Annotated in this window: 15 protein-coding genes and 1 pseudogene; all 16 read right to left on the bottom strand. The window is 36.6% G+C overall.

Annotation, left to right across the window (positions count from 1 at the left end; genetic code table 11):
* Positions 1-12: 12 nt before the first annotated feature.
* Positions 13-165 (bottom strand): annotated as a pseudogene (locus H6A34_RS15505) (4Fe-4S binding protein); the annotation flags it as partial.
* On the bottom strand, positions 152-1,312 hold the full coding sequence (locus H6A34_RS00320; protein WP_205102755.1) for a polysaccharide pyruvyl transferase family protein: 1,161 nt from the start codon (positions 1,310-1,312) through the stop codon (positions 152-154). The pseudogene H6A34_RS15505 and the gene H6A34_RS00320, both read right to left, overlap by 14 nt.
* Positions 1,305-2,261 carry a glycosyltransferase gene (locus H6A34_RS00315; RefSeq protein ID WP_239480700.1) on the bottom strand — a complete coding sequence of 319 codons (957 nt, stop codon included), beginning with the start codon at positions 2,259-2,261 and terminating at the stop codon, positions 1,305-1,307. Before H6A34_RS00315 ends, H6A34_RS00320 begins: the two co-directional genes overlap by 8 nt.
* Positions 2,258-3,343, bottom strand: a complete 1,086-nt coding sequence (locus H6A34_RS00310) for a glycosyltransferase WbsX family protein (RefSeq protein WP_205102753.1) — start codon at positions 3,341-3,343, stop codon at positions 2,258-2,260. The genes H6A34_RS00315 and H6A34_RS00310 overlap by 4 nt, the downstream gene beginning before the upstream one ends.
* Positions 3,344-3,386: 43 nt before the next feature.
* Positions 3,387-4,541 carry a polysaccharide pyruvyl transferase family protein gene (locus H6A34_RS00305; RefSeq protein WP_205102751.1) on the bottom strand — a complete coding sequence of 385 codons (1,155 nt, stop codon included), beginning with the start codon at positions 4,539-4,541 and terminating at the stop codon, positions 3,387-3,389.
* Positions 4,542-4,661: 120 nt separating this feature from the next.
* Positions 4,662-5,630, bottom strand: coding sequence for a Coenzyme F420 hydrogenase/dehydrogenase, beta subunit C-terminal domain (locus H6A34_RS00300; RefSeq protein ID WP_205102749.1), 969 nt, complete (start codon positions 5,628-5,630; stop codon positions 4,662-4,664).
* Positions 5,627-6,589, bottom strand: coding sequence for a glycosyltransferase family 92 protein (locus H6A34_RS00295; protein ID WP_205102747.1), 963 nt, complete (start codon positions 6,587-6,589; stop codon positions 5,627-5,629). The genes H6A34_RS00300 and H6A34_RS00295 overlap by 4 nt, the downstream gene beginning before the upstream one ends.
* An 18-nt stretch (positions 6,590-6,607) precedes the next feature.
* Entirely contained in the window at positions 6,608-7,816 is a 1,209-nt protein-coding gene (locus H6A34_RS00290; RefSeq protein ID WP_205102745.1) for an EpsG family protein, read from the bottom strand.
* Positions 7,817-7,826: 10 nt separating this feature from the next.
* Positions 7,827-8,885, bottom strand: a complete 1,059-nt coding sequence (locus H6A34_RS00285) for a glycosyltransferase (RefSeq protein WP_205102742.1) — start codon at positions 8,883-8,885, stop codon at positions 7,827-7,829.
* Positions 8,885-10,414 carry an MATE family efflux transporter gene (locus tag H6A34_RS00280; RefSeq protein ID WP_205102740.1) on the bottom strand — a complete coding sequence of 510 codons (1,530 nt, stop codon included), beginning with the start codon at positions 10,412-10,414 and terminating at the stop codon, positions 8,885-8,887. Before H6A34_RS00280 ends, H6A34_RS00285 begins: the two co-directional genes overlap by 1 nt.
* Before the next feature lie 65 nt (positions 10,415-10,479).
* The gene (locus tag H6A34_RS00275; RefSeq protein WP_205102738.1) at positions 10,480-11,619 is read right to left on the bottom strand and encodes a dTDP-glucose 4,6-dehydratase; all 1,140 of its coding nucleotides are present in this window, start codon (positions 11,617-11,619) and stop codon (positions 10,480-10,482) included.
* 22 nt (positions 11,620-11,641) lie between these two features.
* On the bottom strand, positions 11,642-12,553 hold the full coding sequence (rfbD, locus tag H6A34_RS00270; protein WP_205102736.1) for a dTDP-4-dehydrorhamnose reductase: 912 nt from the start codon (positions 12,551-12,553) through the stop codon (positions 11,642-11,644).
* 152 nt (positions 12,554-12,705) lie between these two features.
* Positions 12,706-13,242, bottom strand: coding sequence for a hypothetical protein (locus H6A34_RS00260; protein ID WP_239480699.1), 537 nt, complete (start codon positions 13,240-13,242; stop codon positions 12,706-12,708).
* Positions 13,239-13,757 carry a DUF2589 domain-containing protein gene (locus tag H6A34_RS00255; protein WP_205102734.1) on the bottom strand — a complete coding sequence of 173 codons (519 nt, stop codon included), beginning with the start codon at positions 13,755-13,757 and terminating at the stop codon, positions 13,239-13,241. Before H6A34_RS00255 ends, H6A34_RS00260 begins: the two co-directional genes overlap by 4 nt.
* A gap of 47 nt (positions 13,758-13,804) precedes the next feature.
* The gene (locus H6A34_RS00250) at positions 13,805-14,659 is read right to left on the bottom strand and encodes a tyrosine-type recombinase/integrase (protein ID WP_205102732.1); all 855 of its coding nucleotides are present in this window, start codon (positions 14,657-14,659) and stop codon (positions 13,805-13,807) included.
* 21 nt (positions 14,660-14,680) lie between these two features.
* Positions 14,681-15,802, bottom strand: coding sequence for a hypothetical protein (locus tag H6A34_RS00245; protein WP_205102730.1), 1,122 nt, complete (start codon positions 15,800-15,802; stop codon positions 14,681-14,683).
* Positions 15,803-15,867 lie beyond the last annotated feature (65 nt).

Below are 15,867 nucleotides of genomic sequence, written 5' to 3'. Positions count from 1 at the left end.
TGGACAAACTTTGTCACACGCTCCACAATCTATACATAGATTTGTGTCAACGGTTGGATATAAAAATCCTTCCTTGTCAGGGCACATGGTTATGCAATGTTTGGGACAAACGGCATAACATGCGGAGCAACCAGAACAATCGGTTTTATCTTTAATTGTTATCATCTCTATTTGTCAATGCTTTATGCAGATATTCTCGACTTTTTTGTCGGAATGCTTCTATTTTTTTGTCAACTAAATCAAAATTAATCTCAGCCTTCAGGCAATCATCGATAGCTTGTGTTGCTTTAATATGATGTCCTTTAACATTCATCATTTCCAGTAAAGAAACCACACGTGAATTTGTAGAACCTTTTGAGGACGATTCAAATCTAGAGAATGTAAAGAAACGTTTATGGTACAACAAAGAAAAAATAGTCCCGTGGAACGAGTCTGTTAGTACAAACTCAGCGTTACTGATAAGGTTTACAAATTCGGCGGGACCGACATCAAAGGGCTTAATGTCAGCAAAATTAATGTCTGATAGAATAAGTTCATCCAAATGCTGAAGTGCAACCAACTTATAGCCGGTTTTGGCTTTGAATCTATTGGCAAAATCACGATGTTCAGGATTATTCCCTAAAAAATAACAGAAAATATATTTCTCATTAATAAAACGTTTTTCACCTTTCAGCCTATCCCACAGGTCTTTATTTACTAAAAGAGTTGGATCGCAGACCAATTCCGCATCTCTTCCGGTCAAGTCTTTTATAATTTCAACTCCGGTTTTCTCTCGTGTTGAAAGGCATTGTATTCTTTCAAGATATTGCTTGGTCTTCTTTATTTGTGAGTTAGGTATACTTGAAACGCCAAAACTTGAAGCGTATGAAATTCTGTATTTATCATCTTCTGTAAATAACAAGTTAAAAAAATCAGTTCCAATATTAATAGGGTTCCATACTTGGTCGCTTCCTATAATGAATGTATCATAATCCTGATTCGTGGTCAACAAATCTTTCCATCCAATATGATTAGGTGAAAACTTAAAATATTTCTTCTTGAAATTTTCAAACGCTTTCATTCTCAAGGAGAATGATTTTGCTATATCAGGATAAAAGAATCTGCAATAGATGTCACGATATACCACTCTCCATTTCATTAATACCAACTGAACGTTCATCAATCTACGTATTTGTCGAAGATCATTCTTTTTGGTATACAATATTATTTCATTGTTTACACCTATTTCATTAAGATATGTCTGAAGGGCATATGTCTGCAACAGACTACCATAATTTGGATTATGTACAGAAACAAGACCTATTTTACGCATTTTTATTGTTTTTATAAAATTGAATAAACAATTCTTTAGGAGTTTTTCTAGTTAATATTGCTTTAATTCCATTTAAATAAGCCCTACAAAAGATTTTTGACTTTTCATTTTTTCTAAACATGTAAAATATTTTCCACAATAAACTATAAATTGGGAGAAATATTAAAAGTATTAGTCTGACTGCAATTTTATGAAACAATGATTTTTGACCATAGAAAATTATTTCACCTTTAATTTGAGCCGGTTTTGTCGCATACATAGTTTTCGACCAACTCCCGCCACCTGTATGCGTTAGTCTTATCGTTGAATCGACATAGCATTTATATCCATTCTCATTTAAAACAGTGGAAAGTGCGATATCTTCAGGACAGAAATAATATCGTTCATCAAACCACCCAATATTTTTAAAAATATCGGTCTTAATTAAAAAACAAGCTCCCGAAATATTATATGTTTGAAATAAGCCCTTACCATTAGTATATTTCGATTTATTTTCATAAATGCCAACTAATTTCATCCAATACAACAAATATGTAAATAAATTATATTTCGGTTTTCCACACCTTTGAACTGAACCATCTACATTTAACGTCACAGGACTTATTATAGCAACATCATCATTTACTTTGTTAAAGTCTTCAACAAGATTATCAATAACATGATCGGAAAAATAAGTGTCATCATTTACTATAAAACAATATTTTCCGACAGCCTGTTTCAATGCAATATTATTATTCTCCGAGAAACCACGTAACTTGTCACTAATAATAATATTTATTGTAGGATAATCCGAACGAAGCTTTTGCAAGTTTTCATCTGAAAAAAGAAAAGCAACAACGAAGACCTCATAATTTACTGTCGTATTCTTTAAAATACTATTTAAACATGGATATAAATTTTTTAGATTGTTCATACAAACAATCACAATACTTACATCAATTGTTTTCATACATTCTCATTTGCATCAATTACCTCTTTTATAGCTTCTAAAAATGCAGTCCCATTTTTCAAGTCTGGTTCAAGATGATTTCCCTCTGCCCATTCATTCCATGCATTGATGAAAATAAAATTTTCTTCTTTAGAAAAAGGTTTGAATGAAGTATAAACATGTTCAAACCATTTTTTGAATGCCACTGGTGTATTATGAGTAAACGCAAAGAAATGTCCATTTACACGTCTTGGTGAATTATCCCATGATGGACACAAACTTGGATATCTTTTGTAATCTATATTTATTACCTGCTTACATTGATAATCCACATATTTCTTATAATTGACTATTTTATTGAAAAGTTCTTTGTGGAGACATCTTCTTGAAAGATTATAAAGAATGTTCGAATAACGTCCAAATTTTCCTAAATACATCGGTTGGAATTCCACTGCTGCATTTACGGTAGGAGTCATATACTTCTTATTACGTGACTCACCCGCTTCAAAATGACAAATATATAGTTCAAATCCATATTTACTTGCCTCTTTCTGCCATGTCTGAGCAGTCTTTTCAAAGTCAGGGAACAGATGGGCTTTATAGACACAAAACACAGGTTTCCCATTCACTCTTATATACCTTGGGTCTTTAAAATATGACAACAAATAATTAAAATGTTTGATGTCATCTTCTTCACTATAATGCTGTTCTATTAATGTTTTATTGAAACCTCCTGACCAGTTTCTTGACCAATTCTCATTTGCCCAACAAAGCATGAATGGAAAAGTTTCATCCTTATCCTTTAACATAGCCTCTACAGGCTTTTCCATTATGAGTTTTCCATTAAACCAATAATGGTAATAACAAAAGCCAAATATACCATACTGTTCTGCAAGTTTTTGTTGAGCAATGCGAGCTTCTTTTAATCTCAAATCATAAAAGCCTAAATCTGCAGGAATATGTGGTTGGTAATGCCTCCAAAATCTCGGTTTCGCTTTAGCTACATTACGCCACTCAGTAAAACCTTTACCCCACCATTCATCATTTTCAGGGAACGGATAAAACTGAGGGAGATGAATAGCTATTACTCGTTTATCTGCCATGTAAATATATGCTTTAATTAACTATAGATAAGTAGTAGAATTTTTATCTTATAGATCTTGTATAATGATTGTTTATTTTTTCGATTATCTGATCGATTTTGTCATTTGTAATATTATTAATCATTACAGTTTGAGCCTCACCATCAAGACCGTTTGAATCGAATGCTCCTTTAAATTTATAACTATATGCAAGACCAAAAACAGGAACATTGGTATAAATTGCAGCAAAGTTTGCATGCATTCTAGTTCCAATAAAATAACTCATTTGGCTAATGACATATTTTACTTGAGGAGATGTTAAATCTTTTTCAATTAGAAAAACATTTTTATTATTATTAATCTTATTGTACACATCTCTACATGCAAGTAAGTCATCGTTATCTTTACTTGGTTTAGACCATCTGTATGAGTGTGGTATCAAATATACATTGCATCCTTTTAATCTAAATAATTCAATTATTCTCATTATCAGAATAGGATACATATCAAACTGATTCTCTAAACCTTTAAAACAATTAAAATAAGCCAAGCCACTAATATTTATTCCTACAGCATTATTTTTTATATTAATATCCCATTTCTGAGGTTTCATATAAGCTGATAAGTCTTTTGTCCTTTCATATTTTATGTTTAACAATTTAAGCTCATTTTCGAATTTATTATCTCTGACAAAAACTTTATCTGCATATTTCAGAATTTTAATGGCTATTTCTTTATTATAATTTTTAGTGAAAGGTCCTATTGTCTGTGGAAGTATTACAAGCGGAACCTTAGCAGCCATAAATGGAATTGTTTGGTATAAACGGCTAATAAATAATCTATCTCCATAGATATCAGAGAACCCGTCACCTCCATAATCAGCAGCTTCATATTGAACCTGCCTCATCATCTTTCCGTATCTAGTAAATGGAAGTAGAATGCCAAATCTCATAAGGAGCCATTTCTCTATACCAAACACCGGTACAATGTAATACTTTCGCTTTACATTGTTTATGTCAACATCTTCTTTATATAGCCGTAAATGTTTTGCCTTAAATGGATTCCTATAATATTGAAAAACAATTAAATCTTGATCATCTCTCAGTAGGCCTCTTTCCATAAGAAATGATATTGCCCCATAACTTAATGCCGCATTTCCTCGATTTTCTTGGTTTATATCAAATCCTGAAATATCAACATATTTTTTATATTTCCTCATTTTTTCGTCTTAAAATCAAATTTATAACAACTTTTGTATGCTTACTAATAAAAATACAAAAACATCTAATTTAGAAAAGCGTGTTTTGACAATTCTTTACCCTATGAGAGTAAATAATTTTCATCTACTTTTATACATAAATTTTAACAAATGCATGAATTTTATATGAATATTCATAGAAAAAATACTTGATGTTACTATCTTACGATACCATTTAATATATATAATATCTGAAAGCTTTTTTATATATTTAATATTGTTTGTTACAAAAAATTCTTTCTGGATATTTGTATATTGAGCTTTTGCATACTCATCATAATTTGATTTAACTATATCAATAATTTTATCATTCTTAAGATTATTAAAAATTAAACGGCCTAATTCCGTATTAACCATAAATAAAGTATTACCTACATTATCATTTGATTTATATTCATCCAACCAAGGGTCTGCTAAAGAAATGTCGGCATTATGACCTGTATCTCGTTTACAGAAAAGACAGCGCTTAGGTCTAAATAATAGGGATTGATGAATTAATTTCCATGGATTCGTATAATTCTTATAAAAAATATTTTTTCCATTTTTTAATTTAATTTGAATACCACTTGGCCAACCATTACCACGATATTGCATGTTAACAATTTGTGTTTTATCAATCCCAATAAAACGATAATAACACCATGTGCCTTCTATTGTAGTTTGTCCTGAACAACAAAAAGACATTATAAAATGTGGAATTTTTTTTTCACTTAATAAATTTCTAATTATTGATACCTGGCATGGTGGACATGTCAAGACAATTCCCGATTTTACTTTTTCTATATTCTTTTTCAAAAATGTCGCAATATCAATATCTTGATATACACTACCACAAACATTTATTTCGTTTGGAGAAAAAATTAATTTGGGTTGATATGAACATTTTTTAGAATCATAAAATAAGGTTATACTTGTCTTAAATTCTGTCTTTGACAACAAATATCGTGTAATAGCAGAACCTATTCCACCTGAAGAAGCTTTCATACGTTCTTCAAAATTTGTTGAATGTCCAATATAGTAATCTAATGAATTATTTAATATTTCTGTCATTGAATAATACCTTGCATTAATTTCATCTTTATATAGAACCTTTGTATCGTATAATTTCTACTTACACATCTATTCTCATATCGATAAAAATATTTTATATCTGATTTTGGATTATTTTTAAAATAAACATCTGTTTTTTGCATCTTAGAACTCCAAATATCCCAACTTTTTGTAAAATAATGATTTATCTGTATTGTAGATTTATTTAATTTGTTTTTACCGCCTCCCCAAGTATGATCAACTATACACATATATCCAAATTGGTTTATTGCTGGAATAATAATTTTAATACCAAATAATTTACGATACATATATGTATGATGATGAACATACCAAGTATCAAAGTTTGCTATATCAAATCGGGTATTAATTATACATTTACCATGAGGACTTAAATTTTCCCAACAAGAATAATATTGTTCAATTACATTTTTTGTGTAATCATGTTTTAATTTTCCTCCAGTGCAAAACATTAACCAATGCAAATTGACTGCATGATATTTGCTAAAATCTTCCAACCAATCACCAATTGTATTGCTATATTTTGGGCAAATAAATTCATCTGCATCAAGGAATGAGATCCAATTCGTTTGATTTTTATATGTTTCAAAACAATGTTTATATGCCTTAAATTGAGCATTATTTTCAGGCCAATCAATTAAAGTAATAAAACCTTTATCAATATAAGGCTGAATAACTTCTAAATAATTATCATCAGAATTATTATTGTATAAATAAAAATGGCTAACACCTACAGTTATATGATAATCTAACCATTCTTTTAAGAATGGTGCTTCATTCTTAAAAATGAGACATAATGAAATGTTATATTTAAGTTTGCGTTTATCTTTAGTTCCAAATAACTCTATCCATCCTTTACAAATGATATTATAAAATAACATTTGAAAAAATGGAATTATTTCATCAAGAATATATCTCTTTATTTTCTTTATCACCATTTTACACATAGTTTTTTATTAATATTTATCCCATACAAAACCATATCCAAACATAGACGTTGTTAATATATTACCGAGAAAAGCAAACCATAAAAAGAATAATCCATATATTCCATATAAACAATATTTACTATTTTTATTAATATTCCCATTAACCATATATAATCCAATTAAAAAAGGAATAAATACAACCAGCCAATGATAAACTCGAGAAAACATTTCAATATCACCCCCAATTGCCTTGACTATTATTGCCACATAACTTAGATAAAAAAATACCCTATACTTTTTATTTAATCTTATAAATTTAAATCCATAATATATTATGGATGAATATGTCAAAAAGGTTATTGTTTGGTTAATCCTACTAATACCTGCCGCTTTATTTCCTAATACGACAGACATACTACCTTCGTCAGAAAACCATCTTTCAGCGTTATCTATATAATGTGCACCTTTTGAGTCTTCAGATAAATGGAGATTATTCCCAATCCAATCTGCAAACGTTGAAAGTTGTGAAATGTCCCAAAAGAAATATATGAATATAAACAATCCTATATATATATATATCATATTTCTTTTTTCAAGAACTTTGAATATTTTTTCTGGTAGAACTATTGTAAGAAGAAAAACAACTATTGCTATAATTCCTGAATAATGAATTAATATAATTGCAACCAGTGAATAAATCATTTTTTTCTTATCATTATTCAGATAGAAATAAATTGCATATAGTAAGAAGGATATAGCTATGTATTGTCTAATAATATTTTCAGAAGATTGAGTTAATAAAAAAAATGTAGGTAATACCCATATAGCACAATTGGGAATTTTCTTTAATATCATGAATACTCCACCAATTAATAAAGCAGAATATATAATAAACGCGACCCAAAATGGTAGACCTGAATAATAGAAAACATTACACCACAATTCATATAATGGCTCTGGATCAACCGTTTCTTCACCATTAGAAATACCCCCTGGATATTTTCCAAGTAGTGTAACGATATCGTCATAATAGTGTGGATAATCAGCGCCACGAAGCCATCTTAATCCTTGAATAAGAGAATAAAATGTTCCAGCAATCCAAGCATATTTTGTGAATTTCTTAGGACTATCATATGAAATGCCCCATCCACAATAGATAAGAATTCCCAATAAAAGAATTCTCAGAACCCAATAAATAACAGGATCCCCAACACCATAGCCTGCAAAAATATTCATTATTCTATTTTTAGATATTAGAGAACCAATTGTTTAATTTTTCTATCGTAAAAATTTGAGATAGTTTTAATGACTCTTTTTTCATTTTAAGAACCCTATCTTTATCTGAATTTAATGTTTCAATAGCATTAATAAATGAATCTACATTGTTTTCGCAAAAAATAGTGTTATTTTCATTACAATAATCTCTTATTGAGCCAACATTACTACAAATCATAGCTAATCCCATAGACAGAGATGTTGTAATAACATTACTACCAACAGTATCCTCCATTATATTTAATGATATATCTGCAATGTCCATCTGATTCTTAAGTTCATCTTCTGTTAAAAATCCTTTTAATTGGGCATTTGGTATATTTTCAAAATATTTATCTACCGGTTTTCGACCTCTACATATTATCCAATCAACATATGGAGTCATTTCACAAAGTTTAGCTAACATTGAATAGTTCCTTTGCATACCTCCCATCATTATTATTTTAAGTCGACTTCTCGAAACTTGTAGTTCTGTTTGCTTATGATAATAAGCAGAATCTACATAATGAAAACCTGTACTAATTTTGGCTTTAGGTATATTATTTTCCATGAAGTATTGCGATAATGAACTTCCTAAGGTAAGCATCTTGTCTATGGGAGGAGTCCAATCTTTAAGAATCTTAGGGTACCTATTTTTATCACTAAAATACGTCGGAGTCAAATGTGATAATGCAAAAAGTTTAACATTCGGAAATTTTCTCTTTATATAGTATGCTAATCTTTTCTGTGGAGTCGTAGGCATACAATATTCTAATAAAAAAATGGAATCTCTGTCTGTCAAATTATCAAACATATTTTTACATATTTTTTTATATTCATAAAAATATGTATGATATAGATAAAATTTTTGTTCTAGATTTATTATTTTATTGTATAATCTACTTGAACTATTTTTAAATTCTTTTGGGACTCCCTTAATTATTATTTCATAATCATTGGGGTACTTCATCTTAAGCATATTACACATATGAACCATACCAGCATGATTGCCATGTGTACTGGCCCAATCCTGTACAATTAAATATTTCATTAGTATCGCTTAATTTTTTGTATTATCTTATTATTAACTATTTTTCTTTCTTTTCGTGAAAGTCCACAAAAATAAATTGAAACTATAGTGGATAAAACACATATCGTACAAACAATGAAAAAAGCAGTAATCCCATGAGAAAAATAATTGTATGCTACTAGTGGCAATATAATAGATGTACCAACAACAAATATAATTTTTAATCCAACTTCTTTTAAATAAAGATTCAAAGGCATCCTTATCATTCTATGTATCATAATTATACTTAATATCTGAACTATTGACAATATTAATATATATACGACATATACAATTTCTGCTTCAGCCCCCAATCTTAATGCTATATATGATACAGGAAGTATAAGAAGCATCAATGTACCAGTCATTAATTGAAAGTTCCTGATTTTTCCGGTTGCCTGTTGGGCACAATACAATGGACCTCCTATTGAATCTATTGTTACTATAACCAATATTAATCGAACGAATGTAACAGTATGCTCAGGGACATCTTTTAACCATAAGGATAATATTATATTTGCTTCCAAAATAATCGGTAATGAAAGAAAAAACATTAGAAAAAACGAATATTTAGATCCTGCAAAAATTAATGTATATACTCTTTTTAAATCCTTCTCAGCATAACTTTTAATAATTTGCGGATTTAGAGCTGTTTGAAAGTTTCTACTAAAGCCCTGAACTGCATTTTGAACCTGGACAGCTATTCCTCTTGCCGCATTTACGACAGGGCCAAAAAATAGATTTAATAGAATATTTAGACCACTATTATATAAAGAATATGCAACTAACGTAAAACTCGACCACCCTGCAAATCCTGCGATTTCTTTAAAAAGTTTCTTGTCTAAAATTAAATTATATTGACATTCAGCAAAGTGTTTCTTACAATATATACCATATATTAGTCTTAAACTAATAGATAATATAAATAATAACACTGCAAACGTTATTAATTTATCAACAGGAGATATGAATAATGAATAACATATAATTAACTTCATTACAACCTCAAATATGCTTATATAAGCAAATGCTGACATCTTCTCATGTGCAATAATGGCAGCATTATATGGGACACTAATTAAGTTAACAGCAAAAGAGAAAATTGATAATTGTAGAACCCAATTTGCAGCATGTAACCTATTTTCAGGAATTATCATTTTATTGTTTAAGAACCAGACACCTGCAATCTCTGCTATGAAGATAATAAATACAGCCAATAAAATTTGTATTGATACTGCAGTTGAAAAAACCTTGTTTAATCTATCTTTATTATTTTTGCCTAATTCAAACGTTATAAAACGACTAATAGCAGTAGCTAATGAACCAGAGAATACAGAAAACATTGCAACAACACCGCCTACAACGTTATAAATGCCAAAATCCTCTACACCTAAAGATTGTAAATTTATACGGCTTGTAAAAAGGCTTATTATCATTATAAATAGCATTCGAATATACAATAGTATTGTATTCTTTGCTATTCGTTTATTATTCTGCACTGTATCAGACATGTATTTTATTTTTGAGTGCATCAAAAGATGCACTCTTTTATTTTACGTTATATATAATTTATAAATTATCTTCCTTTATACATACTCTCGTAATACTTCTGGTAGTCGCCTGAAGTAACGTTATCCATCCACTCCTGGTTGTCCAGATACCAGCGCACGGTCTTTTCTATGCCTTCCTCGAACTGCAGGCTAGGCTCCCAGCCGAGTTCGCGCTGCAGCTTGCGCGAGTCTATGGCATAGCGCATGTCGTGGCCCTTGCGGTCGGTTACGTAGGTTATCAGGTCCATGTCCTCGCCTTCCTTGCGGCCAAGCAGACGGTCTACGGTCTTTATCACAACCTTTATTATGTCGATGTTCTTCCACTCGTTGAAGCCGCCTATGTTGTAAGTGTCCGCCGTCTTGCCCTCGTGGAATATCAGGTCGATGGCACGGGCGTGGTCCTCTACATAGAGCCAGTCGCGCACGTTCTCGCCCTTGCCGTAAACCGGCAGCGGCTTGCGGTGGCGTATGTTGTTGATGAACAATGGTATCAGCTTCTCAGGGAACTGGTAAGGCCCGTAGTTGTTGGAGCAGTTGGTTACTATCGTAGGCATGCCGTAAGTGTCGTGGAACGCGCGTACGAAATGGTCAGAGCTTGCCTTTGAAGCAGAGTAAGGAGAGTGAGGATTATACTTAGTCTCCTCTGTGAAGAACTCGGTACCGTAGGCGTGGTGATGCTCCGAGCTTGCCTTTGTCGTAAACGGCGACTCTATGCCTTCGGGGTTTGTCAGTTCCAACGCGCCGTAAACCTCGTCGGTAGAGATGTGGTAGAAGCGCTTGCCCTCGTAGCCCTCGGGACGGCTCTCCCAGTATTCCTTGGCGGCCTGGAGCAGCGTCAGCGTGCCCATCACGTTGGTTTGGGCGAAGGTGAACGGGTCCTTTATAGAGCGGTCTACGTGGCTCTCGGCTGCAAGGTGGATTATGCCGTCCACGTTGTAGTCCTTCATCAGCTTCTGTATAGTCCCGTAATCGCAGATGTCGGCCTTGACGAACATGTAATTATCCTTGTCCTCCACGTCCTTCAGGTTGGCAAGGTTGCCGGCGTATGTCAGCTTGTCGAGGTTGATGATGCGGTACTCGGGATACTTGTTTACGAACAGGCGCACTACGTGGGAGCCGATGAAGCCAGCTCCGCCTGTGATGATTATGTTACGCTTGAATTCCATGACTTGTTTCTTTTTTATCAGTTTACTTTATAGTTTTCATGTTGTCCATACATATTTTAAGCGAGTCGGTCCAGTAAGGGACGCTTACTCCGAACACCTGCTTTATCTTTGTCTTGTCGAGCACGGAGTATGCAGGGCGTGTCACGGGGCTGGGGAACTCGTCGCTGTGGCAGGGCTGGATGTCGCAACCGGTGTTGCCTGCAAGTTCGGCTATCTTCTTCGTGAAGTCGTACCATGAGCATACGCCTTCGTTGCTGAAGTGGTAGACGCCAGTCTTGCTGTAGCCCGACTGCGGATTCTCAGCCGCATAGTCGGCAAGCACGGTCTTTATAACCACTGCCAGGTCGTAGGCGTAGGTCGGGGTGCCTGCCTGGTCGAACACCACGTTCAGCTTGGGCTTCGTGGCCGTCAGGTTGAGCATGGTCTTGACGAAGTTCTTTCCGAACTCGGAATACAGCCATGCGGTACGTATTATTACGTGGTCGCAGCTTACGGCCTCGATGTTCTGCTCGCCCTCGAGCTTGGTAGCGCCGTAGACTCCCGTCGGAGTGCCCTTCTGGTCCTCGCGGCACGGGGTGTTGTACGGGTCGCCGCCGAACACGTAGTCGGTCGAAATCTGAATGAGCAGGCCGCCTACTTCCTTCATGCCCCCGGCAAGTATCTTCGGAGCCTCGGCGTTGAGCTTACGGCAGAGAGCCTCGTCGCTCTCGGCCTTGTCCACGTTCGTATAGGCAGCGCAGTTGACTATGCAGCGCACGCCGTTTTCCTTCACGATGCGCCTTACTGCATCCGCGTCGGTTATGTCGAGCAGCGTGGTTTCGACGCCCTCGATGTTAACCACGTCGGTAAATATGTAATTGTCTGCGGTCTGTCCGCTTACTATGCGCATCTCGTTGCCAAGCTGGCCGTTTGCGCCGGTTACCAAAATATTCATTGTCCTGATTTTTTATTTTGGAATACTAAATTCATAATTGCAGGAATGAATGGCCTTGCGTATCGGATACATCAAAGTTCCGACACCACAGGGGCATTCTGATTCTTCACTCTTCGTTCTCCACTCTTCGTTCTTCACTCTTCACTTTTAACTTAAATGAACGGTGTCTCGAAGTCTTTGAGCAGCGGGTGCTTTGTATCCTTCTCGCTCAGCAGGGCCTTGCCGGTCGGTATGCGCCAGTCTATGCCCAGGCTGTCGTCAAGGATGTCATCCACTGTGTCATCATCCATATCACCGCCATATCCTGCGGCAACCATTCCGATAGCCTGCAATTTCCTGATTTTGGATGCAATGGCTGCATTGCGTGCCGCCGCTGCCAGTTCGTAAGGAAAGACTTCGTACAGGAGGTTGCAATAACGCAGCAGTTCGGGGAACCCGTCAGACTCGGTCAGGCATGCCGTCAGCATCTCTTCCTCCAACTTGCGCAACAGGTAACGACCTTTCAAACTTGGCAATTTGACCGCCAACGGCTTGCTCATCATCAGAAACAAGGCGTGCGAAACGATGATATGGTCTTCGTCAGGATGCAAGGCAAACATCCGTTCTTCCGGCTTGCAGGTTTTCTGCAATTCGGCTTCCATCCGGTCGAACATCTCCTTGCGCATCTCTTTTTGTGAATCTTGTTTCATTTTGAAAAGGGTCGTGTTTCAATCCCTAATGAGCCGAATGGAATAACAGCCGACAGGGGGAGGCTGAATGAGGCATTGGAACTCTTGTCTTCCGATGTTCTATCCGCATCCGAGGCTTCAACATGAGGATGCTCAAGTCTCATCTCTATCAGGATGGATTCAAAAGAATCTTCAAGGCCATGCTCTTTCAAGAAGCGGGTCATATACATAGCCAAGGCTGCTTCAGCATTTTCCGCTGCGTTTAAGGAACTGCCAATGAGTTCTTCCCAAGGAAGACCGGTAAATTTTTGAGCTACTGAGGGCAAATCATTTTCCATTAATGTCTGATGATGTAAAATGCGGTCGAATTCATCCGTTACGGATTGTACCGCCTGCCGGCTTTCCGTAGACAATGATACGATAGCCGGGCATCCGTGACAGGTGAATCGTTCGCCAAGCAGCAATCCGCTGAGGGTGAAAGGAATCCGCGACCTGCATACAGGGCATGTCAGAGTTTGTGGAATGTCCTTTAGCATAGAGACTGTAATCTTCTTATTTCAACCGGGTAGGAAGTGCAGTATGGTTACAATAGGTCGCTTATGCTTACGCTCTTGGTCATACTTTCCCACGAATGCCTTGCGACGGTAAGATTCAGCGGATAATCGAGTCCTATCTTTTCGCCCAATTTCTTCAGATTGTAATTAATGCGGTGCAGAATACCGTCATACTGTATCCATTGCTCGTGTGGGGATTTTGCCGTGATGACGGGGAAGAGGAGGGTCGAGCCTTTCCGCTTGTAGCGGTCGGCAATCTCCTGCATCGCCAGCTCCCAGGGAAGGGAGATTTCCTTGCCAGTGACGTGCTGGCGGTAAGTGAGCTGTCCGTTCTTGATATTCTTGCTTGTCAGGCGGAAGATGTCGTCGCTCCTCATGCCCTTGGTATAAACCGTGAACAGGAAGATGTCGCGAGCGAAGACGGTCATCTCTGATTCACCGCTCAGGTCAAGGTCGCGCAGACGTTTCACATCATCGAGCGTCAGGCCGTACCTGTATTTCTTGACGCGGTAGCTTACGTCCAGGCCCTCGAAAGGGTTGCAGTCAGCAGCAAGTCCGTCATTTACAGCAAGTTTATAGACACGCTTCAAATTCCGGATATAGAGGGAAATGGTGTTGCGTCCTAACTCTTGGTTCTTCAGCCAGGTGTGGTAGTTGCGCATCAGCAGGGCATCGAAGTCCTTGAAAGGCACTTCGTTCTTGCCTAAATAGTTGAGGAACTTCCTGAGATACTTTTTCAGTTTTATTGCCGCATCATAACGCCCCTCGTCCCGCAGCTTCTCAACGCGAGAATTGGTATAGGCGACAAAACCAAAACCAGTTACATTTTGGCTGTCAACGTGAACAGCTACCGTCTGTACATTCTTCTGTCTGTTGTTATCCATTTTTTATATTTTGTCTGTCTGTCAACTGCCAAAATAGATTACCCTGCCGTTCGGCCGACCTCCGAGAAAATCAAAAATGTTCGGCTCGTCGAAATGGATGCCCATATCGGCGTAATAGGCTTCCTCCGGATCTTCCGGAACGGTGTAAAGGTCATCATATAAGCACATCCGCTTGCCGAACGTGGTGGTGAAGGATGTGAGCTTCGCCGCATCCTGCTCTTTCTGCACGATGTCGTTCCAGTTGGTTTCGCCGTTCCATGTAGGCAGGGCTTCTTTATCAAGCCGGACTGCTGAACCGCTTATGTATGTTATATTATTGTATGTGACGAGTTGGACGGCAATATGACAGCCTTGTGCATTCTCAGGCATCGGCTGCGGAAGAATCACGTCACTGAACATACGTCCGTCCCTGTGGAGCAAGGTAAACGTGCGTTCGTCTTTCATTTCAATGACCGTATAAGTATCCAGTCGTTCGGAACGGATAGCATCGAGTATTTCTGCCGCTTCCTTCAGCAAAGTCTTTTCCTTTCCCTCTACAAAAGATGCTTCATAGCGGAACTGTTTGGCTATGGTATTTGCCAAAGAGTCGCCGCGCTTGTCATGCCAGTTGAAAGCAAGATCTGCCCACAGCATATTCTTGGCAGTTTGTTTATTTCCAACGAGCTGCATGAACATCGCCTTGCGGCAACGCAGGTCGGGAAAGACCTGCTGCAGGATTTTGTCCTCGCGCACAAACCATGCCAGCATTTCACTCAAACGGGAGAAATCACCTGACAGCACGCTTTCGACCATCCATTGCCGAAGGGCGCTATATTTTGCGTCCGCCACGGCTCTGCCCACGAGGTTGTGGACTTCAGAATCTGCATTGGCACTCATGTCAAATCCGTCGCACCAGCGGCTGTCCACATCGCCTACGCAGCGGTACCTGTATTCATAAACGCCGTCAATCCCGACGGCAACGGTATTCTCTATATAGAGCAGAAAGTGAAATATTTTATGATTGTCGAAACACTTCGCTTCCTGTCCGATAAGATGATACAGTCTGACGTACAGCTGATAAAAGAAAGCCACGTCACCATCCACGTTCATGGTGGGGTGATGGAGCTGCTTCCAACGGGAGGAGAATTGGATAAATGTAAGCATTTTATTTTAGGTAACAAGTTGACTCGTTGACTAGTTAACTAGTTAACAAGGTTTTAGATGCCATT

Origin of the sequence: Marseilla massiliensis (assembly GCF_016899855.1) — a bacterium.
In the GTDB taxonomy this organism is placed as follows: domain Bacteria; phylum Bacteroidota; class Bacteroidia; order Bacteroidales; family Bacteroidaceae; genus Prevotella.
Note: the sequence above shows the minus strand (reverse complement) of the source record. Positions and strands in the feature narration are given on the sequence as shown.